Here is a 21212-nt window from a genome sequence, read left to right as displayed (position 1 = left end):
CCCGCCGCCAACCCTGCATCGGCCGGCGCCGCGCCGCAACCGTTTCACTTTCCTTACCGTTGTGCTACGGCGCCGTGGGGATGCCGTTCTGCGGCGGGGCCGCCGGGGCCGCCGCGTACGCCCGCACGGGACCGTCGCCGTCGTCGGTTTCCCAGATCGTGCCGAAGTAGGCCTGCCTGCCGCCCTCGATGCGGCTCAGCCGCTGACCGCCGTACCCGGAATGGTCGTCGGCGGAGAACCGCAGCGGTGCGAATCCCGGTCCCTGGAAGCCGCCCTTCTCGACCGCGGCGACGAGCCCGTCCCGGGTCAGGTCCTTGCCGGCGGCCTGCAACGTCTGCACGAACAGATAGCCAACGGACATGCCGTAGACGATGTTGTTGTCGAACTCCGCGTTGTTGTTGTGCTGCGCGTTGACCCGCTTGAAGAGCTGGATCCACGGGTCGGCGTCATCGGTGCTCAACGGCAGGTAGTTGGCCGAGATCAGGCCCTCGGTCAGCCGGGCGGCCGGGCCGAGCTGCTTCGACAGGGTGGTCAGGTCCGCACCGACCTGCGAGACCACGAACTGCGGCTTGAAGCCGATCTTCGCGGCGGTACCGAGGGTCAGCGCGGTGAAGCCCGGCACGGTCGCGAGCATGACGACCTGGCAGCCGGCTTGCTTCAGCGCGCCCAACTGCGGGCCGACGTTGGGGTTGCTGGTGACGTACGACTGCTTCGCCGCGACCGGACCGAGGATCTTCTCGACGCCGGCGAGGCTGTCACGGCCGAAATCGTCGTCCTGGCCGAGGAAACAGACCTTCTTGCCGGCCTGGGTTTCCTTGACGTGGGTGGCGAGGATCTTGCCCTCGACCGTGTAGTCCACGTTGAACCCGAAGGTGCCGGGATACTTGTCCGGCTGGTCCCAGCTGCGGCTGCCCGAGGCCACGAAGAGATCGGGAACCCGGTTGGTCTTCAGGAAGTCCAGGACGCCGGTGTGGGTGGGCGTACCCAGTCCGTTGAGGATCGCGAAGACCCTGTCCTGCAACACCAGCTCGCGCACGACCTGCTGGGTGGTCGCCGGGTTGTAGGTGTCGTCCATGATCTTGTAGGTGAGGGAGCGGCCGTGCACGCCGCCGTTCGCGTTGACGAAATCGAAGTACGCCTTGGTCGCCGGCGCGATCTTCGAATAGCCGGCGGCCGCGGGGCCGGTTAGCGGCATGTGCGTGCCGACGAGGATCTCGGTGTCGGTCACGCCGGGAGTGTTCCCGCTGGTCCCCCCGCCGCCGCCGTCGCAGGCGGTCGTCGCGGCGGCCAGCGCCAGCACAGTGAGAGTCGTCCAGAAGCGCCTCATGTCTTTCTCCTTAAGGGCCACAGGGATGCGATGCCGCCGGGAGCGGCGAGCATGACGACGACGAGGGTGATGCCGAACAGGGCCAGCGGCAGATTGCCTTCGAGCTGCCGCACGTCGATGCCCTCGGTGACCGTGTGCGCCAGGGCCGGCAGCGCGACGAGCAGGACCGCGCCCCAGACCGCGCCGGCCAGGCTGCCCAGGCCGCCGATGACGATCGCCATGAGAAGAAACAGCGACAACGACAGCGGAAACGCTCCCGGGGAAACGCTCTGGGCCAGCACGGCGAACAGCGCGCCGCCGAGGCCCGCGCAGGCCGCGCTCACCACAAAAGCCAACACTTGGGTACGGGCGACGCTCACGCCGGCGAGCCGCGCGGCGGTCTCGTCGTCGCGGACCGCCCGCATCTCCAGGCCGAACCGGCCCCGGACGAGCACCGCCAGCGACAGCATCGTGACCAGGGCGCCGGCCCAGGCCAGCCACGCCTGCCACCGCTCGACGGCGACCGTGCCCGGCGGCGGGTCGAGGACCACGGACAGGCCCTGGTCACTGTTGAACGTCCCGGCGAAGGTGCTGGTGATCGCGGGCACCACGACCGCGACGGCGAGCGTCAGCCCGGCCAGATAGGGCCCCCGCAACCGCGCCGCGGCCAGGCCGACGACGGCGCCGACGACGGTGGTCAGCGCGATCGCGGCGAGGACCGACACCAGCAGCGTCCACGGCCCGCGCCCGGCCAACGCCTCCTGGAGCAGAGCGACCGTGTAGGCACCGGTCGCCATCAGCGCGCCATGCCCCAGCGACAGCTGGCCATTGAGTCCGGTGAGGACCGTCAGACCCGCGGTGACGCACAGGTACGCCCCCACCGTCGCAAGCTGGTAGGTGCGAAACGGCGGCAGCAGAAGGGTCAGGACGACGATCAGCACCGCGGCGCCCGCCGTCCAGGCGGCGGGAACACGCACCCTCATGCCGCCCTCGCCTCCGTGCGGGAGAACAGCCCGCCCGGGCGGCCCAGCAACACCACGACGAGCAGCGCGAGGACCGCGATCGGCGCCACCGTGGCGCCGAGATAGCCGCTCACGTACGACAGCAGCAGCCCCACGATCAGGCCGCCGAGCACCGAGCCGATCGCGCTGTCCAGGCCCCCGACCACCGCCGCGGTGAACGACGAGACGAACACTATGTCCATCGCGTTCGGGTGCAGACCCAGCTCGGTGGGGATGACCAGCATGCCGGCGAGCGAGCCCACCGCCGCGGCCAACGCCCAGCCCAGCGTCAGCATCCCGCCGACGTGCACGCCGAGCAGGCGGGAGACGTCCGGCGCGAAGGCCGAGGCGCGCATCCGCAGGCCGGTCGCCGTACGCGTGAACAACAGCGCGAGCAACCCCACCACAGCGGCCACCGCCGCGAAGACGAACAGATCGAAGCGGGACAACAGGGCGACCCCGCCCACCGTGAAAGCCTCACGGCCGAAGGGGGTGCCGGCCGGGCGGAACTCGCTGCCGTAGACCATGCCGAGCACGCCCTGGATCACGAGCACCAGGCCGAGCGCGACCACCACCCCGTTCAGCGGCGACGCGTGATCGACGAAGCGCATCACGACCCGCTCGGTCACCGCGCCCAGCACCAGGCCGCCCAGGATCGCCGTGGCGAAGCCCAGCCAGTAGGACCCGGTCGCCGCCGCGACGGAATAGCCGGCGTACGCCGTGGCCACCGCCATCGCGCCCTGGGCGAAGTTGACGATCCTCGTCGCCCGCCAGATCAGCACCAGCGAGAGGGCGAACGCGGCGTACACCGCGCCCCGGCTCAGGCCGTCGAACGTCAGGAACACGAACCGGTCCAACGGTCCTCCTAGAAGCCGAGATAGGCGTGCCGCAGCTCGTCATCGATGGACGTGCCGCGGCTCACGACGCGGCCCAACGCCAACACGACGGCCTCGTCGGCGACGGCCAGCGCGCCACGCACGTTCTGCTCCACCAACAGCACGGTCAGGCCGCTGCCGTCCCGCAGCGTGCGCAACAGCCGCAGAATCTGGGCGGTAACCTTCGGCGCCAGGCCCAGCGACGGCTCATCCAGCAACAGCAGCCGGGGCCGTCCCACCAGCGCGCGGCCCAGGGCGAGCAGCTGCCGCTCGCCGCCGGAGAGCTGATGCCCGGCAGACCCGCGGCGGCGGGCCAGCGGCTCGAAAAGCTCGTACACCTCGTCGAGGGCACGCTTGGCGTCCGCGCGATCCTTGCGCCACAGCCCGCCCAGCCTCAGGTTCTCGTCCACGGTCAGCTCGGTGACCACGCCACGGCCCTCCGGCACGTGCGCCACTCCGCGGCGCACCATCTCCTCGACCCGAACCCCGCGCAGGTCACGGCCGTCGAGAAGAATCCGCCCCCGCGCGGCCGGCAACAACCCCGAGAGGGTACGCAGCAGCGTCGTCTTCCCGGCCCCGTTAGCCCCGAGCACGGCGGTGATCGAACCGGCCGCCACGGTCAGGTCGACGTCGTGCAGGACCGGGGCGGCGCCGTACCCGGCGGTGAGCCGCTCGATCCGCAGCAGCGCGCTCACGCGGCCGCACCCAGATAGGCGTCCGCGACGGCCTCGTCGGTCCGGATCTCGGCCGGCGTGCCATGCGCGACCGGTCGGCCGAAATCCAGCACGAGAATCTCGTCGCACACGGCCATGACCAGATCCATGTGATGCTCGACGAGCAGCACCGAGCAGGACAGCCCCCCGATCAGCTCACGCAACTCGTCGATCTCCCCGGCGCCGAGACCACCCGCCGGCTCGTCCAGCAGGAGCAGCCTCGGCTCGCTGACCAGGGCCCGGGCCAGGGCGACCCGCTTGCGCACGGCATAGGGCAGCCGCCCGGGAAGGTCACCGGCGTACCGGTCCACCCCGCTGCGCGTCAGCGCCGCCATCGCCCGCTCGCGCCCACCCCGCGCGGCGACCAGCACGTTCTCCAGCACCGTCAGGCCGCTGAAGAGGCCGACGCCCTGCAACGTCCGGGAGATGCCGAGCCGGGCCAGCCGATGGGGCCGCGGCCGCAACGGGCGTCCGTCCAGCGCGAGAGAGCCGCTCGTCGGCGTCACGAAACCGCAGACGACATTGAAAAGGGTGGTCTTCCCGGCGCCGTTGGGGCCGATCACCCCGACGGTACGGCCGGGAGCGACGTGCAGCGAGACGCCTTCGAGGGCGACGAGTCCACCGAAGCGGACGCTGATTCGGTCGAGGGTGAGGCCGGCGCTGTCGGTCATCGTCACCTCGGCAGCAGGGGAGTGGGTCCTGAATGGAGGTAGCTCGGAGATCAACTAAATACACTTGGAGTGTAATTTCCCAGTGCCGGGTGTCAATGTGCCAAAACATCGCCGACCATGAATTCCGGCACGTTGCTGCCCTCCTCCTCGCGTGCTTCTTGCAACCTCGTCTCTCCTTGCGGTCTTGGCGATGAAAAGGGGGCAGCAGCCGGACCGGGGGAGCCGCTATTCTTCGGCGCCGCCGATATGTCATCGGTCGGCGTGAAGAAAGAGAGCCATGACCGAGTTCGCGCCCTACACCCATCCGCCGCGGGCGTTCGTCCCGTACAGCACCGCCCGTCCGCTGCGTACCCGATCGATCGTCGCGATCTGCGGGCTGGTGTTCGCCGTCATCTCGACGCTCATCACCGCCGGGTTGACCCTGTTCGCCCTGGATATCACCCGTGACGCCATCACGGCCGACGAGGATCTGGGCCAGGCGACCGACTTGGCGCTAGTGGCCCTGATCGTCGCGGGGGCGGTCACGCTCATCGCCCTGCTCTTCACGGGGATCGCGTTCATCTGCTGGCTGCATCGGGCCCGCAAGAACCTCGACGAGTTCGGTGGTTCCCTGCCCCTGAAATGGTCGCCCGGCTGGGCGATCGGCGGCTGGTTCGTACCCGTGGCCAACCTGGTGATTCCGCTGCTGGTGGTCAACGAGGTCGACCGCGTGACGGAGAGCCGGCTGATGGACGCCAAGGGCTGGCCCTCCGGTGGACCCCGGCGCGGGAGATTCGCAGCGTGGGCGACCCTGTGGACGACCTTCCTGATCTTTGACCGCGTGGCGGGGCTCCTGGACTTCGACCCGGAGGGTCAGGCGACGATAGTGCTGATGCTGCTGACCGCGGCGGCGGAGATCGGTGCGGCGGTCAGCGCCATCCTCCTCATTCGTCGGATCACGGCATTCCAGCAGGAGATCCTGGGGAATCCCGGCCTGTCCTCCTTTGCCGACCCGCCTTATGCATCCGCGTTCGGCGCTCCCGCCTGGCCTGCCACGCCTGGTGGTGCTTCCTGGCCAGCCGCCGCGTCCGGCGCTGCGTGGCCTGGTGGACCCGGCGCTGGTGTGGCTCCTCCTGGCGGGCCCGGCGCCGCTCCCTCGGCTGGCGCGCCCGGCCCGTCGGTTCGGCCCAGCGCGCCTAGCGTTTCGGTTCGGCCTGGTGGGCGCGCTGCTCTCGGCGGTCCCGGTGCGGCTGAGGGCAACGGCGGCCCGGCGCCGACCTGGGATCCGGGCGCGGATCCGACTATCGCCCCGGCCTCTGTCCCGTGGGCTGCCCCTGTCGCCCGGCCGGCTCCGGACGCGGCGCCTCAGGGCCAAGACTCCGACGCGTCCCTCCAAGATCCGAAGACGGGTCCTGGACAGGTCGGCTAGTACGACAGCCGCCGTTCGTGATCTGAGCCGGAAAGGCCGCGTTCCGCTAAGCGGCGGTACTGACGGCGATGATCACGTCGGCAGGCGGCGCTCGACTGTGGGATTGGTGATCATCGGTTCAGCCGGCGTGTTCACGCACGCCGGTTCGACTGAATCTCAGTAACGTGGCGGACGATCCGAATTCCCAGTGCGGCCGTGTACCACACGGCCGCCACGCTGGCAGCCCCGAGCAGGAAGGCAAATACGCGCGTATCGCGCATCTGTTGCCCGCCGAACTCGTAGCCCACGATCGCAGCGCGCCAGAAGACTCCCGCTGCCACGAGCGGGATCGTGACGAGCAGCGCCACCCGCCAGCGGCCGACCGGAGCAGATGCAGCCTCGTTCCACGTCCGCATCACCCGGAACGGGACCAAGACGTCGGCGACCAGCACCAGCTGACTACCAACTGACCAACTGGGCGCCCTGCGCGACCCTCCACTCAATCGGTCCGCATGACGTTCGGCCCTGATGAGCCAGCGGATGAGAGCGACAGCGGTCATGAGAACGGTGAGAGCCCAGGCCCCACCGCTCACCAGAAGAACCGTGTCCATCGGTACCGCCAGTTCGACCAGAGCCGCCAGAAATCCCAGCACAACCACGTCGCTGTCGTGTGTCACCACACTGACACGGTCCTCGTACTTCGCACCCACCAGCAGCACATCAATCACGGTGACGACGATGCAGGCTCGCATGCCGGCGATGGCGAGCCGGGCCGCCGGCCGCAGGGGCACAGGCTGGGCAGCGGAGATTCGCGGTGATGCGGCCATGTCCTCATGGATATCATCCCGGTGAAAGCTGCCCGGCCCACCTGGGCGGCTGCGCCCGCAGGCCAGACGCGAGCGGCGACCGCAAGGTCTGAAACCTGTGTCCGCAACGCACAGATGATCATCTGGTGGCTGAACCTGTCTCGCGGGTTTCCGGCTCAGATCACGAACGGCGGCTGTCGTACCAGCGCCTACACAGTTCGCACGGTTGCCGTGTCTCTGGCTCTGCGGATCAGGTCGCGCTAATCGTCGAGGCCGCCGCGCATCGGGGTGATGAGCGCATATGCGGAGGTCACGTCGGTATGGTCGCCCTCAAGGTCGACCATGATCGGCTCCGCCGGCAGCGTGCCGATGCCGTTGGCGGTCACCGTCCCATCGCAGGGAACGGTACCGCTCACCAACGGCGTATCCGGCGCGCCGACCTTCGCGCTGACCACCTTGAAGGCGAGCGTCTTTCCCGGCGTGGGCGACGTGCACGCAGCCCGCAACCAGTACTCCTGCCCTGCCCGCGGATCCGCGCGTACGGTCGACTCCTGCCGCGACGTGCCGCTCTTGTCGGAGAAGACGGTCCGGACTATCTCACCGGCGAGGACGGCGGGTGGGGTGACGCGCACAGTCGGCGTTCGGCTGACAGTGACCGTCGCAGAGGCCTTGCCCGCCGGATCGCTGCTTGCCGTCGCGGTCGGCTGGGAACCAGGCGTAGAGCCCTTCGTGCAGCCCGCGCTGACGGTGGACAGCACCGCAACGATGATCACGGCCGCCCGGCGCTTTCCTGACACGCTGTGATCATTTCAGATCCAGACCCGCCACCCCCCATCCTCACGTGAAACGCCTTCAGGGTTCCTATGACCGTCTGGACTTCCAAGATCAGATCGCTCGGTTTACCCGCCCCTCCTCTTAGGCTGAATCGGACACGCGGCGGCGCAGGAGGCCGCGTTGGGCAGTGGCAGGCACGGCGTTGGCTGCGGCAGGCACGGCGTTGGCTGCGGCAGGCACGGCGTTGGCTGCGCCAGCGGTGACGACCACGGAGTCGGTGACTGTGGTGGCGGAGTCGGCGCACGGCGGTGATGGGCGCGGCGGTGATGGGCGCGGCGGTGATGGGCGCGGCGGTGATGGGCGCGGCGGTGGCGGCATGGCGCCGGCGGGCACGGCGGACTTGGCGACGGTGACCGTGGTGGGCCCGGCGGTGGTGGCATGGCGCTGGCGGCGTCAGCAGTGGCGAACACGGCGGAGTTGGCGACGGTGACCGTGGTGGGCCCGGCGGTGGTGGCATGGCGCTGGCGGCGTCAGCGGTGGCGAACACGGCGGAGTTGGCGACGGTGACCGTGGTGGGCCCGGCGGTGGTGGCATGGCGGTGGCGGCGTCAGCGGTGGCGAACACGGCGGAGTCGGTAATGGTGAGGTGGTGGGCACGGCGTTGGCGGGCACGGCGGAGTCGGTGACGGGAAATGGCAGTGGCGGGAACGGAGACGAGGGCGGCGGAGATGGCAGTGGTGGAAACGACGGTGGCCGAGGTGATGGCCGAGCTGGCCGCGCTTGAGGACCCGAAGGTGCGCGCCGTGAACGAGAAGCACGGCGACGATCACGGTGTGAATCTCGGCAAGTTGCGCGCGCTCGCGACCCGGCTGAAGACTCAGCAGGAGCTTGCACGCCAGCTGTGGAAGACGGCCGACTCCGCGGCGCGACTGGTGGCGATCCTGGTTAGCCGCCCGAAGGCGTTCGAGCGTGACGAGCTGGACGTCATGTTGCGCGAGGCGCGCACGCCCAAGGTGCACGACTGGCTCGTGAACTACGTGGTGAAGAAGAGCCCGCATTCCGAAGAGCTGCGCGTTGCCTGGTTCGCCGCGGCGGATCCCGTGGTCGCGAGCGCCGGCTGGGCGCTGACCACTGAGCGTGTGGCTAAGAGGCCCGAGGGGCTTAACCTTGCGGGGTTGCTCGACGTCATCGAGGCGGAGATGAAAGACGCCCCGGATCGCCTTCAGTGGGCGATGAACCACTGCCTGGCTCAGATCGGAATCGAGCACGCGGAGCACCGCGCCCGGGCCATCGAGATCGGTGAACGGCTGGAGGTGCTCAAGGACTATCCGACTCCCGCGAACTGCACGTCTCCGTTCGCACCCATCTGGATCACCGAGATGGTGCGCCGACAGCGCGACAAGTAGGAAGGCCCGCAGCGCGGTAGGTGGGATCGCCGACAGCGCGACAAGTAGGAAGGCCCGCAGCGCGGTAGGTGGGATCGCCGACGGCGCGGTAGGTGGGATCGCCGACGGCGCGGTAGGTGGGATCGCCGACGGCGCGCCAAGTGGGAAGGCCGACGGCGCGACGACGGGCGGCGCAGTGACTATCTCGGGGCTGAGGAGTGCGCGCGGATGCGGCAGCACGTTCTGGGGTGTTGACGTTGATGATTGGCGGGCCGAACTAGGCCACGTTGATGGGGCGGAATTGGACGCTGACTCGGGGGCCTACTGGCTTTGCTGTTTTAAGGATGGCGTGCTCCCAGGTGCGTTGGCATGAGCCGCCCATCACGATGAGGTCGCCGTGGCCTTGGGGGAGGCGTAGCGTCTGCGCGCCGCCGGCTCGGGGGCGGAGTAGGAGGGTGCGGGGGGAGCCGAAGGAGACGATCGCGACCATGGTGTCTTCTCGGGCGGCGCGGCCCAGGGTGTCGCCGTGCCAGGCGACGCTGTCGCGGCCGTCGCGGTAGAGGCACATGCCGGCGGTTGCGAACGGCTCGCCTAGCTCGGGTCGGTAGTGCGCTGAGAGGCGGTCGCGGGCCTCGGTCAGCGCCGGGTGGGGGAGACGGTCGTCGCGGCCATACCAGCGGAGGAGGCGGGGGATGTCGACCACGCCGTCATACATCGGGCGGCGTTCGGCGCGCCAGTCGACGTCGGTGAGGAGGGTTTCGAAGATCTCGTCGGAGCCGCTCACCCAGCCGGGCAGCACGTCGACCCATGCACCCGCGGTGAGGCTGTGGCGGACCAGGCGACCGGGTAGGGGCGTGATAGTGGCCGCGGCGCCGTCCATCAGGTCGAGCATCGAGGGTTGGTAGGTACTCACCGGGATATCGTACGCCTGTTCGAAGAGTGGGATTCTGACAAGTTCCACACATCGGCCAGCGAGGCTGGGGCGGCGCGGCGTCGATGCCGCTGGCGTACCCCTCCTCGCCAGCGACGACGACGCCGCGCGGCCACGGCCTTCATGGACACGGCGACGCCGCGCCGATGGGCCTTCGCGTTTGGTGGCGGTGCGGAGCCAAGCCGGGCTCTTACGGTCCGTGGCGGCCCGGCGTCAGCGAGGTCCTCACGGACGGCGGCGGCACCGGGCCGACGGGGGTTTCCGATCGGCGGCAACCTCCGCCAACGCGTCCGGGAGGGCCAACGCGTCCGGGAGGGCCAACGCGTCCGGGAGGGCCAACGCGTCCGGGAGAGCCGTGGCAAATCGGCGAATCGGCAGATCAGCAAGCTGGCGGAAAGGCGGAACGATGGTGTGGATAAGCGATGTCACGGACGGCGGATGGCGCGACGGACCAAGCGCCCAGAACCGGTCGACAGCACGACGCTCGCCTGGCGTGAGACGAGCACTGGCAGCGATAGGGCTGGCCGCAGTGATGGCCGGCGGGTCGGCGTGTTCCTCCAGCGAGCCGGAGGGTGGTGCGGCCGATGGCAAGGCGCAGGTGGCGACGCTGACCAGCCCCGGGAGCACCCCGGCCGCGTCGGCCAAGCCGGCGGCGGACACCCGGCCCCGCGAGCGCCTCGACACGACCGAGGAGGAATTCGAGGCGATGCTGGCGCCCTATCGCAAATGCATGGCGGAGCAGGGCGCTCCGAGCGTGAAGGAACGCACGAAGAACGGGCTGAGGCCGCCCACCAAGGCGCAGAGCGAGCGGGATGAGAAGGCTGACAAGGTGTGCGGTCCGAAGTTCTATCCCCTGCCGCCGTGGGAGCGGGATCCGGCGAATCCGGAGGCTAAGGACTTCGCCCGGGATGTGGTCAAGTGCCTCAAGGGCAAGGGCGTCAAGTACGTCGAAGTCGCCGAGGAAGGGGGGTACAGCCTCGGGGGGCCGAACAACCACAGTGAGTCGATCAGCAAGGGCATGGAGTTGGCGCCCGAATGCGAGCGCGAAGTGGCCGCCAGCCGGAAGTGAGGGGCCGGTACCTCGGACCCTGACAGGTTCCACACATCGTCGCGCGATGCTGCCCCAGCTAGCGAATCCACGGAGAGGTGAGAGCGATGGTCTGGGAGCGGGGAAGGAAGCGGGCGCTGGTCGTCCTGGCGGTGGCCGCGGCGATGGCCGGCGGGTCGGCGTGTTCCTCCAGCGAGCCGGAGGGTGGCGCGGCCGATGGCAAGGCGCAGGTGGCGACGCTGACCAGCGCGGGGAGTACGCCTGCCGCATCGGCTAAGCCGGCGGCGGATGCCCGGCCCCGCGAGCGCCTCGACTCCACTGAGGAGGAGCTGGAAGTGATGCGCGAGCCCTATTACAAGTGCGTTCGGGAGCAGGGTGCGACGCCCAAGCACGAGATGGGCGACAAATTCGCGGGGCAGGCGCCGTCGGGGGAGCTCGAAAAGTTCCTGAAGGCCGACAAGCTGTGCAGGCCGAAGTTCTATCCCCTGCCGCCGTGGGAGCAGGATCCGGCGAATCCGGAGGCCAAGGACTTCGCCCGGGATGTGGTCAAGTGCCTCAAGGGCAAGGGCGTGAAATACGTCGAGGTCGCCCCGGAAGGCGGGTACAGCCTCGGGGGGCCGAACAACCACAGCGAGTCCATCAGCAAGGGCATGGAGTTGGCCCCCAAGTGCGAGCGCGAAGTGGCCGCCAAGCGGAAGTGACGCATGCCGCCGTTAGCCGGGGAGGCGGTGTTGCGGTTGGGTGCGGCTGGACCCGTACGGTGAAAGGGAAGGACCCGCCCGAGAGCGGGTCCTTGCCGTCAGTCCTTGTTGGGCTCGGGGTGGTTGTAGGCGATTTTCGGGAGCGGGAATTGCTGGTCGTCGCCGAAGGGTGACGGGCCGCCCGCGTTCTGCGAGAGCAGTTCGGCGACGTCCATCTTGCCGTCCGGGCCGACCGGCGGGCCCTGCGGCGTGCGGCTTCCGGCCCCGCCCAGGCCCGCCGCCGCGCCGGTGACGCCCGCGGATGAGCTTGGTGCCATGGTTTCGCCGGTGCGGCTGCGGGTGGGGATGCCGCCGTGACCGACCGAGGTGCCGTCGAGTTCGTCGCGGCGGAAGATCTTGCGGCCGAGCCAGACCAGCGGGTCGTAGCGGCGGTCCACCACCCGTTCCTTCATCGGGATGATGGCGTTGTCGGTGATTTTGATGTGTTCGGGGCAGACCTCGGTGCAGCACTTGGTGATGTTGCAGTAGCCGAGGCCCTGGCTCGCCTGCGCGTATTCCTTGCGGTCCGTGCGGTCGTCGAGCGGGTGCATGTCCAGCTCGGCCGCCCGGATGAAATAGCGCGGCCCGCTGAACGCCTTCTTGTTCTCCTCGTGGTCGCGCACCACGTGGCAGGTGTTCTGGCAGAGGAAGCATTCGATGCACTTGCGGAATTCCTGCGAGCGTTCGACGTCGATCTGCTTCATCCGGTAGTCGCCCGGGGCGACCCCGGGCGGCGGCGCGAACGCGGGCGTCTCGCGGGCCTTCTCGTAGTTGAAGGACACGTCCGTCACCAGGTCGCGGATCACCGGGAAGGCGCGCAGCGGGGTGATTGTGACGGTCTCGGTTTCCTCGAAGGTGGACATCCGCGTCATGCAACCCAGTCGCGGCTTGCCGTTGATTTCCATCGAGCAGGAGCCGCACTTGCCCGCCTTGCAGTTCCAGCGGCAGGCGAGGTCGGGCGTCTCGGTCGCCTGGAGGCGGTGGATGATGTCGAGGACGACCTCGCCGTCGTTGACTTCGACCTGGAAGTCCTGGATCTCGCCGCCGGACTCGTCGCCCCGCCAGACCCGGAAATGACGCTTCATCAGTTGGCCTCCGTCGAGATCGCGTCGAATTCGGCGAGCTCCTGGTCGGTCAGGTACTTGCTGAGCTCGGTGCGCTTGAACAGCCGCATCAGTTCCTCGCGCATCTTCGGCAGCGGCTTGCGCTCCAGGTGCACGTCGCCGGCGTCGTCGACCGAGCAGACCAGGTTGACCTTGCGCCATTCCGGGCTCATCTTCGGGAAGTCCTCCCGGGTGTGCCCGCCGCGCGACTCCTCCCGTTCCAGCGCCGCCTTCGCGGTGCATTCCGAGACGACCAGCATGTTGCGCAGGTCCAAGGCCAGGTGCCAGCCCGGGTTGTAGCGGCGTCCGCCGGTCGCGCCGACGTTCGCCACCCGCTGCTTCAGCTCCTGCAGCCGCTTCAGCGCGTCGCTCAGCTCACCCTCGCGCCGGATGATGCCGACCAGGTCGCCCATGACGGCCTGAAGATCCTGCTGCAATGTGTACGGGTTCTCGCCGCCGGCCCGGTTCAGCGGGGCGAGCGCGATGTCCACCGCCCGCTCCACGTCCGCCGTCGCCACCTTCGGCCGCTTGCCCAGCGCGTCCGTGTACGCGGCCGCGTGCTCACCCGCCCGCTTGCCGAACACCAGCAGGTCGGACAGCGAGTTGCCGCCGAGCCGGTTGGAGCCGTGCATGCCGCCGGAGACCTCGCCCGCCGCGAACAGCCCCTCGACGTGGCCGTGCGCCGCGCCCGAGTCGGGGTCGACCTCGACGCCGCCCATCACGTAGTGGCAGGTCGGGCCGACTTCCATCGGCTCCTTGGTGATGTCGACGTCGGCCAGCTCCTTGAACTGGTGGTGCATCGACGGCAGGCGCCGGATGATGGTCTCCGCCGGCATCCGGGTGGAGACATCGAGGTAGACGCCGCCGGACTTGGTGCCGCGTCCGGCCTTGACCTCACTGTTGATGGCCCGGGCCACCTCGTCGCGGGGCAGCAGCTCCGGCGGGCGCCGGTTGTTGTCCGGGTCGGTGTACCAGCGGTCGGCCTCCTCCTCGGTGTCCGCGTACTGGTGGCGGAACACGTCGGGGACGTAGTCGAACATGAACCGCTTGCCGTCGGAGTTGCGCAGCACGCCGCCGTCGCCGCGGACCGACTCGGTGACCAGGATGCCCTTGACGCTGGGCGGCCAGACCATGCCGGTCGGGTGGAACTGCAGGAACTCCATGTTGATCAGCGTCGCGCCGGCCCGCAGTGCGAGCGCGTGGCCGTCGCCGGTGTACTCCCAGGAGTTCGAGGTCACCTTGTAGGAGCGGCCGACGCCACCCGTGGCCAGCACGACCGCGGGCGCCTCCAGCAGGATGAACTCGCCGGATTCGCGGTAGTAGCCGAAGGCCCCGGCGACCCGGTCGCCGTCGAGCAGCAGCTCGGTGATGGTCGTCTCGGCGAAGACCCGGATCTTGGCGTCGTAGTTGCCGGTCTCCGCGAAGTCCTCCTGCTGCAGAGAAACGATCTTCTGCTGCAGCGTACGGATCAGCTCCAGGCCGGTGCGGTCACCGACGTGGGCCAGGCGGGGGTACTCGTGACCGCCGAAGTTGCGCTGGGAGATCTTCCCATCCTTCGTACGGTCGAACAGCGCACCGTACGTCTCCAGCTCCCAGATCCGCTCCGGGGCCTCCTTGGCGTGCAGTTCGGCCATGCGGAAGTTGTTGAGGAACTTGCCGCCGCGCATGGTGTCGCCGAAGTGCACCATCCAGTTGTCGCGGCTGTTCGCGTTACCCATCGCCGCCGCGGCGCCGCCCTCGGCCATGACCGTGTGGGCCTTGCCGAACAGCGACTTCGAGATGATGGCGGTCTTCTTGCCCGCGAGCCGGGCCTCGATGGCGGCGCGCAGACCGGCCCCGCCCGCGCCGATCACGACGACGTCGTAGTGGTGTCGTTCGATTCGCGTAGTCATTGTGTGTGGGGGCCCTCTAGTTGATGAAGCGCAGGTCGGGCCACCAGCCGGCCGCGAGCGCCATGATGTAGAAGTCGGTCAGCGCGAGGGTGCCGAGGGTGACCCAGGCGAGCATCATGTGCCGCGCGTTGAGCTTCGACACGAAAGTCCAGAAGCGGTACCGCACCGGGTGCTTCGAGAAGTGCTTCAGCCGCCCGCCCGCGATGTGCCGGCACGAATGGCACGACAGCGTGTACGCCCACAGCATCACCACGTTGACGACCAGGATGACGTTCCCCAGCCCGAACCCGAACTCGTCACCGGACCGGAAGGCGACGACCGCGTCCCAGGTGTTGATGAGCGAGATGACGAACGCGGCGTAGAACGCGTACCGGTGCAGGTTCTGGAAGACCAACGGGAAGCGGGTTTCACCGGTGTACTTCTCGTGCGCGTCCGGAACGGCGCAGGCCGGCGGCGACAGCCAGAAGGCCCGGTAGTAGGCCTTGCGGTAGTAGTAACAGGTCAGCCGGAACAGCAGAAGGAACGGCAATGTGAGCGAGGCTTCCGGGATCAGCCAGAAGCTGGGCAACGGCGTGCCGAACATTGCCGACCCATCGACGCACCGGTCGGTGAGACACGGCGAGTAGAACGGCGTCAGATAGTGGTACTCCTCGATGAAGAACCACTTGTGCATGAATACTCGGACAGTGGCGTAGATCACCCACGCGCTGAGCCCCACGAAGGTGACCAGCGGCGGAAGCCACCACCGGTCCGTACGCAACGTCTTCGCCGCGATAGCGGCGCGTGAACGCCCCGCATCCGACCTCGTTGCCGTCGTCGTCATTGACGTCTCTCCCTGACAGTGCTGCGATGACGTGCTCTGCCGGCGGGCGCGCCTGAACCTGTCTGCCAGACGGGGGTGTGCGTCCGCAATGTGTGGCACACGTTACAACGAAGGTCAGCGGAATGCTGCGTAAGGGAGGGCTTACTGCACGCTACAGCTCCGGAGCGGCAAGTCTGCGGATAAGTCCGGAACACGCCGCCGGCGAAAGCCGCACCAGCTCGTCGGCCACGGCATCGCCGTCGCCGGTCCGGGGAGCGACGAAAAACGCCGGGGTACGGGACTTGGCCTGATCGTCGAGCGCCTCGGCGAACGAGGTGCGGGCATCGAGAAGCTGACGCCAGCCGTCCTGGCTCCGCTCGCCCTCCAGCTGAGCGACATAGACCCGTACGGCGGCGTTCTCGTCGCGGACCGCCACGGCCCGGGCCTCGAGCGTCGTGGTCGCGCCCGGGGGGATCAGGCGGTTGAGGCGCTGTTCGAGCTCGAGGCAGGCGGTGTCCCGGACGTGGCGCGCCTCCCGCACCTCGTCGGCGCCATCCCGGAAGTCGGTGACAGCGGAGACGACGGCGAGCCCACCGGCGCACAGGGCCACGACGATCAGTGCGGCGCCGGCGGCGATGCCGGCCATGAACCAGCGGCGTCGGCGGCGCTTGCGGGGGTCGTTCTCGGGGCCGGCGGGTGCGAGGCGGGCGGCTCTGGTGCGCCCGGCTGCCTTGTCCGTGCTGTTCTGGCTTGTGAGGTCTGGGTGGGCGGTGGTCGAGCTGGCGTCTGCCGGTTCTTCCGGTGGGGTGGCTTCTGTGGTGGCGGAACTGGCCGTGTGGGCGCTGGCCGAGTCGGCGGCTTCTGCGCCTGCCCCGCCGGCGCCAGTCGTGTTTGCGCCGGGTGCCTCGGCTGTGCCGGGTGCCTCGGCTGTGCCGGGTGCCTCGGCTGTGCCGGGTGCCTCGGCTGTGCCGGCTGCCTTGGCGGTGCCGGCTGGCTCGGCTGTGCCGGGTGCCTTGGCCGTTCCGGGTGCCTTGGTAGTGCCGGCTGGCTCGGCTGTGCCGGGTGCCTTGGGCGTGCCGGCTGGCTCGGCTGTGCTGGCCGTGGGGGCTGTGCTGGCGTCGGTCGCGTCCGCGGCTTCGGCGGCGTTAATGCCGGATGCCGGGGTCGCTCGTAGCGGATCGGGGTCCCGGTCACGCGGGCTGTCGCTCACCGCCTCAGTGAAGCACGCCGGTCAATGCGGCTCCCGGTATGACGTGGTGAGCCGGCACGCCGACGTCTGCGATGCGCTCCGGCCGCTCGGAGGACGTACAGAAAATCTACGGGTTAGATACTAGGTTTTCTCGCCGCGATCGGATAACCTTGCTCTCGTTGACAGCACAGATCCGTCCAAGACGTAGACGAGAGGTCGAGCGTCAAGCAGGGCCCGGACACATTCCGTGGCTCGCTCGGCCCGGCGGTGGAAGTAGGAATCGCCGCCCGTGGGAAGTGGAAGGTAAGTCCCTGACGTAATTCCAGGTCAGGGCGACAGGGCGGGCCCGACGCTGATCGGGCCTGGCCTGGCAGGACAGTTCGCCGCACGTGTGTGGGGCCACGAAGTCGAGTGGGGCTCCGGCACCGGTGGACAGCAAACAGCACCGCAGATGTCAGAAGCAGAGGAAAGGGAGGGCTGAACACCGTTTGGATCGCCCGCCACCAGGACGTCGGTCCTGCACGGGGGGTGTACACCGCAGTTTCCCTCGACGAGAGGTGGTCTCCGGTCACGCATATGCGATCCTCGCGCCCGAACCCGCCCACGGCGGCAGGCGCGGATACGAAAATCCGACGAACCTGTCGGTAGATGGTGTTTGTAACCCGTAACCCTGGGCCCCGGCGCTTCTGCCGGGGCCCTCGTCATGGAGGTATGTATGGCCCAACCCGACGACATGTTCGGCGACGACGACTACCCCGCCTACACGATGGGCCGCGCCGCGGACATAGTCGGCACCTCGCAGGACTTCCTGCGTCGACTCGACGAGGCGAAACTGATCACCCCGTTCCGCTCTGCCGGCGGGCACCGCCGCTACTCCCGCTACCAGCTGCGCCTTGCCGCGCGGGCCCGGGAGATGGTCGACGAGGGCACCGCCCTGGAAGCAGCCTGCCGAATCATCATCCTCGAGGACCAGCTCGAGGAAGCCCTCCGCCAGAACGAAAACATCCAGCGCTCGCAGTAGGACCCGCGCGCGTCGGAATCCCTCCCCTACGGTCCTTTCCCGACGAGGAAGGCGGGCCCGAGCGGTCCGCTCCACCGCCCGGTCCGCCCGCCCGATCGGTTTCGCCCACCTGCCACGCCCGGCCTGGCTCGCTGGCCGGGCTGGCCTGGGCGCCGCGTGTTGCCTGGCCCGGCTGGCCCAGCCGCCGTGCCGGCTTGGTGCGTCCGCCGGGCTCGCCTGTCTGCCTGGGTCGGTTTGAGCCCGCTTGGCCCGTCGGTGTGGCGGACTTGCTGCGCGCTGGGCGTTCGCCTGGCCCGCTTGCCTGCCTGCAGTATTGCGCTGGCCCGCCTGCCGCTGGCCCGCCTGCGGCCGGGACTCCCTGCCCGTCTGCCGCCTGCGGCCCGCCCGGCCCGTCTGCGGCCCGCCCGGCCCGTCTGCGGCCCGCCCGGCCCGTCTGCGGCCCGCCCGGCCCACCTGCGGCCGGCCCGCCTGCGGCCGGCCCGCCTGCGGCCGGCTTGCCTGCGGCCGGCCCGCCTGCGGCCGGCCCGCCTGCGCCCGGCCCGCCTGCGGCCGGGGGCGCCAGGCCGCCTGCTGCCGGGCCGCGATGAGAGCGCTGCCGGCACGCCATGGCCGGCCCCTCTGTCTGCGGTAGGAGCCGGTCAGCCAGAGGGGGCGCCGAGGGGCTTCCGTCAGCCGGAGGCGTTGCCGGTGAAGTTCCAGGAGGCGAGGTGGAGGGCGGGGGCTGTGTAGCGCACGCCCGACCAGCGGTCCGGGAGGGCGACCGTTTCCGTGCCGATTCCCAGGACCGCGCCCGGTCCCAGCGCCTGGGGGTAGGACTGGGTGAAGCGTAGGTTGCCGACCGCCGCCGTTACCTCGCCGTCCTCGATCAGCCATACGCCGTTGCGGGTGAGGCCGGTGACTACGAGGCTCTTCTGGTCGAGGACCCGGGTGTACCAGAGGTCCGTGACCAGCAGCCCGCGGCGCATTCCCGTCACCAGGGGCCGCGCCGTCTCCTCCACGGGCTCCGACTGGCCCGGTTGCCCCGAGACCGATGTGTTGGCGGGGTGGGGACCGCCAGTGAGCGCCGGATCGGAGGCGTGGCTTGGGCCGCTTGCGGGCTTGGTGGCGGGGGCGAGGCGGAGGTCGGCGGCGATCGGGCCCCAGGAGCGGGATGATGGCGAGGCGTGGCCCGTGGATGTCGTGCCGGCTTCGGCCGCCGAGGTGCGGTCGTGGCTCACCGCGCGGGTCACGCCGGACTCGACCAGGGTCAAGGTGTCGCGGGGGGTGCCTTCCGCGTCGAACGGGAGGGTGGCGCCCAGCGGTGTGTCGGCGATGGTGATGCTTTCGTCGAATTGCTGGGCGCCGAGTTCGGCGAACGACTGGTGCTGGGCGAAGGCCTTGCCGTTGAAGCCGAAGCCGGCGAGGTTTTCGAGCAGGTCGGCGACGGCGGTGGGTTCGAGAACGATCTCGTAGCGGCCGGGCGGCAGTTCGATCGGGCGCGCGCCGGCTCGGGCCTTGGCCGCGGCTCGGGCGCCGAGCGCGGCGCCGTCGAGGTCGGTGAGGCGGCCGCTGGCGCGGCGGGCCACGCCGTCGGCGCCGTCGAGGCGGGCGATTCCGTCCATTGCGGCGTCGGCCGACCGGCCGTGGACCGCCTGGCCGAGCGTGTTGGCGAAGCCGCCCGAGGCGTACGCGGTGCGGCAGAATCCGGCCGTCTCCAGTCCGCCCGCGGCCCGGACGAAGTCGCGGACCAGGGCGGCGCGTTCCTGGGGGCCGGCGGCCGCGGTCGCCTCGTCGTGGCCCGGGGCCGGACGCAACGCGGTGGGCGGGGTGAGCCCGGGCCAGGTGGCGTCGGGCGGGGACAGCCGGGCGGCGGCGATCGTGCGTTCGACGAGCGAGCGCAGTCCGTCGGCGTCCGTCACCGTGGTGGACCCGCCGGCCGTACGTCCGTCGAGGTGCAGGCGGAGCCGTACGGTCGTGGTGGCGTCGGCGACGTTCTGGTGGATCGCCGAGTTGGCGAAGCGGGTCAGCGCCTCCGCCGAGTGGGCGACGACGACTTCCGCCTCGGCGCCGGTCCCGGCGAGCTGCCGGGTCAGCTCGATCACGCGTGCCGCGAGGTTCAGTTCGGCGCTCATCCGTGGACTCCCACCCGTACGTTGGAAAAGCGGGCCGGTGCGGAGGGGTGGCCGGTGTGGCCGATCTGGCCGGGCTGGCCCTTGCCGCAGTTGGGGGTGCCCCACGCCACGGACTCGGAGGACAGCATGTCCATCGACTGCCAGAACTTCGGCCCGATGCCCGTGTAGGTGGGGTTGCGCAGCATCCGGCCGCGCTTGCCGTTCTTGATCTCGTAACCGATCTCGCAGCCGAACTGGAAGTTGAGCCGGCGGTCGTCGATCGACCAGGAGCGGTTGATGTCCATGAAGACGCCGTTGTCGGTCGCCGCGATCATCTCGTCGAGCGTGTGCGGGCCCGGCTCCAGGCCGACGTTGGTCATGCGGACCATCGGCAGCCGGGACCAGCCGTCGGAGCGGACGCTGCCGGCGTAGTCGAGCCCGGCCACCGCCGCCGAATCGCGCCCGGCGAGGACGCCGACCCAGATGCCGTCGCGGACGGCGTCGCGCTTGGTGGCCGGGGACCCCTCGTCGTCGTAGCCGAAGCTGCCGAGCGCGCCGGGGATGGTCGGGTCGATCGTGATGTTCATCAGCTCGGAGCCGTAGCGCAGGCTGCCGAGCCGGGAGAGGTCGAGCCACGACGTGCCGGCGAACGCGGCCTCCCAGCCGAGGATGCGGTCGAGCTCGATGGCGTGCCCGACGGACTCGTGGATCTGCAGGGCCATCTGCTCGCCGCCGAGGATGAGCGTGGTCTCCTCGGAGGGACACAGCGGCGCCGTGAGCAGCGCCCGGGCCTCGTCGGCCATCCGGGCCGCGTTGTCGGTCAGGGCCAGCTCGTCGACGAGCTCCCAGCCGCGCGAGCCGTATTGCCCGCGGTGCGAGGGCCAGGACCGGCGTTGGATCTCGCCGTCACCGTAGGCGCTGGCGGTGACGCCCGCGCCGCACTCGCGGATGTGCTGGTCGATGCGGTGGCCCTCGCTGGAGACGAACCACTTGCGGGTGTCCCAGATCTGGTAGATGCCCTCGGCCAGGTCGGCACCGGCGTCGCGGGCCGCGGCCGTGGCGGCGACCAGCAGATCGCCCTTGGTGGACAGTGGCACGGAGAGCGGGTCGATCTCGCACGGGCTCGCCCAGCTGGCGGTCTGCGCGCGGGCCGGCACCAGGTCGGCGGCGGGCCCGGGCACCAGGGCGCTGGCGGTGGCGATCTCGGCGGCCCGACGGCCGGCGGCCCTTGCCGCGGCGTCGGAGAGGTCCGGCACGGCGTAGAAGCCCCAGCCGGAGCCGACCAGTGCCCGCACCCCGATGCCGGCGCTCTCGTCGGAGCTGAGGTCCTCGATCTCGCCGTCGCGGGCGCTCATGGTCTCGGTGCGGCGCAGCATGACCCGGGCGTCGGCATACCGCGCCCCGGCGTCGAGCGCCGCCTGGACCGCCGCGGCGGCCTCATCAAAGTGATCCACACTCATGTCCCGACCCTATGGGACC

General features: G+C 69.9%; 19 protein-coding genes. 5 read left to right on the top strand and 14 right to left on the bottom strand.

Features of this window, described 5'->3' with window-relative positions; all coding sequences use genetic code 11:
* Nucleotides 1-64: 64 nt before the first annotated feature.
* Genes AB0M36_RS10470 through AB0M36_RS10450 form a run of 5 tightly spaced genes read right to left on the bottom strand, consistent with a single transcriptional unit; the run spans nt 65 to nt 4566 of the window.
* Entirely contained in the window at nt 65-1327 is a 1263-nt protein-coding gene (locus tag AB0M36_RS10470; RefSeq protein WP_364155132.1) for an ABC transporter substrate-binding protein, read from the bottom strand.
* Nucleotides 1324-2289: a branched-chain amino acid ABC transporter permease gene (locus AB0M36_RS10465; protein ID WP_364155130.1), complete on the bottom strand. Its 966-nt coding sequence runs from the start codon at nt 2287-2289 to the stop codon at nt 1324-1326. Before AB0M36_RS10465 ends, AB0M36_RS10470 begins: the two co-directional genes overlap by 4 nt.
* Entirely contained in the window at nt 2286-3164 is an 879-nt protein-coding gene (locus AB0M36_RS10460) for a branched-chain amino acid ABC transporter permease (protein WP_364155129.1), read from the bottom strand. The genes AB0M36_RS10465 and AB0M36_RS10460 overlap by 4 nt, the downstream gene beginning before the upstream one ends.
* 8 nt (nt 3165-3172) lie before the next feature.
* Nucleotides 3173-3877, bottom strand: a complete 705-nt coding sequence (locus tag AB0M36_RS10455) for an ABC transporter ATP-binding protein (RefSeq protein WP_364155128.1) — start codon at nt 3875-3877, stop codon at nt 3173-3175.
* A complete protein-coding gene (locus tag AB0M36_RS10450) occupies nt 3874-4566 on the bottom strand; it encodes an ABC transporter ATP-binding protein (RefSeq protein WP_364155126.1) in 693 nt (230 codons plus the stop codon). Before AB0M36_RS10450 ends, AB0M36_RS10455 begins: the two co-directional genes overlap by 4 nt.
* Nucleotides 4567-4843: 277 nt before the next feature.
* Here AB0M36_RS10450 and AB0M36_RS10445 point away from each other — a divergent pair, with 277 nt between their 5' ends.
* The gene (locus AB0M36_RS10445) at nt 4844-5974 is read left to right on the top strand and encodes a DUF4328 domain-containing protein (RefSeq protein WP_364155124.1); all 1131 of its coding nucleotides are present in this window, start codon (nt 4844-4846) and stop codon (nt 5972-5974) included.
* 131 nt (nt 5975-6105) lie between these two features.
* Here the strand turns inward: AB0M36_RS10445 and AB0M36_RS10440 are convergent, their stop codons facing one another.
* The gene (locus AB0M36_RS10440) at nt 6106-6780 is read right to left on the bottom strand and encodes a hypothetical protein (protein ID WP_364155122.1); all 675 of its coding nucleotides are present in this window, start codon (nt 6778-6780) and stop codon (nt 6106-6108) included.
* Nucleotides 6781-7019: 239 nt separating this feature from the next.
* Nucleotides 7020-7556 carry a hypothetical protein gene (locus AB0M36_RS10435; protein ID WP_364155120.1) on the bottom strand — a complete coding sequence of 179 codons (537 nt, stop codon included), beginning with the start codon at nt 7554-7556 and terminating at the stop codon, nt 7020-7022.
* 704 nt (nt 7557-8260) lie between these two features.
* On the opposite strand from AB0M36_RS10435, the gene AB0M36_RS10430 reads away from it, so the two are divergent.
* A complete protein-coding gene (locus AB0M36_RS10430; RefSeq protein ID WP_364155119.1) occupies nt 8261-8938 on the top strand; it encodes a DNA alkylation repair protein in 678 nt (225 codons plus the stop codon).
* 256 nt (nt 8939-9194) lie between these two features.
* On the opposite strand, the gene AB0M36_RS10425 is transcribed toward AB0M36_RS10430, so the two are convergent.
* Nucleotides 9195-9809: an alpha-ketoglutarate-dependent dioxygenase AlkB gene (locus AB0M36_RS10425; protein ID WP_364155423.1), complete on the bottom strand. Its 615-nt coding sequence runs from the start codon at nt 9807-9809 to the stop codon at nt 9195-9197.
* A gap of 532 nt (nt 9810-10341) precedes the next feature.
* Here AB0M36_RS10425 and AB0M36_RS10420 point away from each other — a divergent pair.
* Nucleotides 10342-10917: a hypothetical protein gene (locus tag AB0M36_RS10420; RefSeq protein WP_364155117.1), complete on the top strand. Its 576-nt coding sequence runs from the start codon at nt 10342-10344 to the stop codon at nt 10915-10917.
* A gap of 86 nt (nt 10918-11003) precedes the next feature.
* Nucleotides 11004-11597 carry a hypothetical protein gene (locus tag AB0M36_RS10415; protein WP_364155116.1) on the top strand — a complete coding sequence of 198 codons (594 nt, stop codon included), beginning with the start codon at nt 11004-11006 and terminating at the stop codon, nt 11595-11597.
* A 98-nt stretch (nt 11598-11695) separates the two neighbouring features.
* On the opposite strand, the gene AB0M36_RS10410 is transcribed toward AB0M36_RS10415, so the two are convergent.
* The 4 genes from AB0M36_RS10410 to AB0M36_RS10395 form a co-directional block, all read right to left on the bottom strand.
* A complete protein-coding gene (locus AB0M36_RS10410; protein ID WP_364155114.1) occupies nt 11696-12721 on the bottom strand; it encodes a succinate dehydrogenase/fumarate reductase iron-sulfur subunit in 1026 nt (341 codons plus the stop codon).
* Entirely contained in the window at nt 12721-14631 is a 1911-nt protein-coding gene (locus AB0M36_RS10405; RefSeq protein WP_364155113.1) for a fumarate reductase/succinate dehydrogenase flavoprotein subunit, read from the bottom strand. Before AB0M36_RS10405 ends, AB0M36_RS10410 begins: the two co-directional genes overlap by 1 nt.
* A 16-nt stretch (nt 14632-14647) precedes the next feature.
* On the bottom strand, nt 14648-15454 hold the full coding sequence (locus tag AB0M36_RS10400) for a hypothetical protein (RefSeq protein ID WP_364155112.1): 807 nt from the start codon (nt 15452-15454) through the stop codon (nt 14648-14650).
* A gap of 151 nt (nt 15455-15605) precedes the next feature.
* On the bottom strand, nt 15606-16643 hold the full coding sequence (locus tag AB0M36_RS10395) for a hypothetical protein (RefSeq protein ID WP_364155111.1): 1038 nt from the start codon (nt 16641-16643) through the stop codon (nt 15606-15608).
* A gap of 694 nt (nt 16644-17337) precedes the next feature.
* Here AB0M36_RS10395 and AB0M36_RS10390 point away from each other — a divergent pair.
* Nucleotides 17338-17643, top strand: coding sequence for a MerR family transcriptional regulator (locus tag AB0M36_RS10390; protein ID WP_364155109.1), 306 nt, complete (start codon nt 17338-17340; stop codon nt 17641-17643).
* A gap of 668 nt (nt 17644-18311) precedes the next feature.
* Here AB0M36_RS10390 and AB0M36_RS10385 read toward each other — a convergent pair.
* Both AB0M36_RS10385 and AB0M36_RS10380 read right to left on the bottom strand, forming a co-directional pair.
* Nucleotides 18312-19754 (bottom strand): metallopeptidase TldD-related protein, encoded by a 1443-nt coding sequence (locus tag AB0M36_RS10385; protein ID WP_364155107.1) that lies wholly within the window; start codon nt 19752-19754, stop codon nt 18312-18314.
* Nucleotides 19751-21187 carry a TldD/PmbA family protein gene (locus tag AB0M36_RS10380; protein ID WP_364155422.1) on the bottom strand — a complete coding sequence of 479 codons (1437 nt, stop codon included), beginning with the start codon at nt 21185-21187 and terminating at the stop codon, nt 19751-19753. Before AB0M36_RS10380 ends, AB0M36_RS10385 begins: the two co-directional genes overlap by 4 nt.
* Nucleotides 21188-21212 lie beyond the last annotated feature (25 nt).

This window comes from Actinoplanes sp. NPDC051346 (assembly GCF_040682215.1).
In the GTDB taxonomy this organism is placed as follows: Bacteria; Actinomycetota; Actinomycetes; order Mycobacteriales; family Micromonosporaceae; genus Actinoplanes.
Note: the sequence above shows the minus strand (reverse complement) of the source record. Positions and strands in the feature narration are given on the sequence as shown.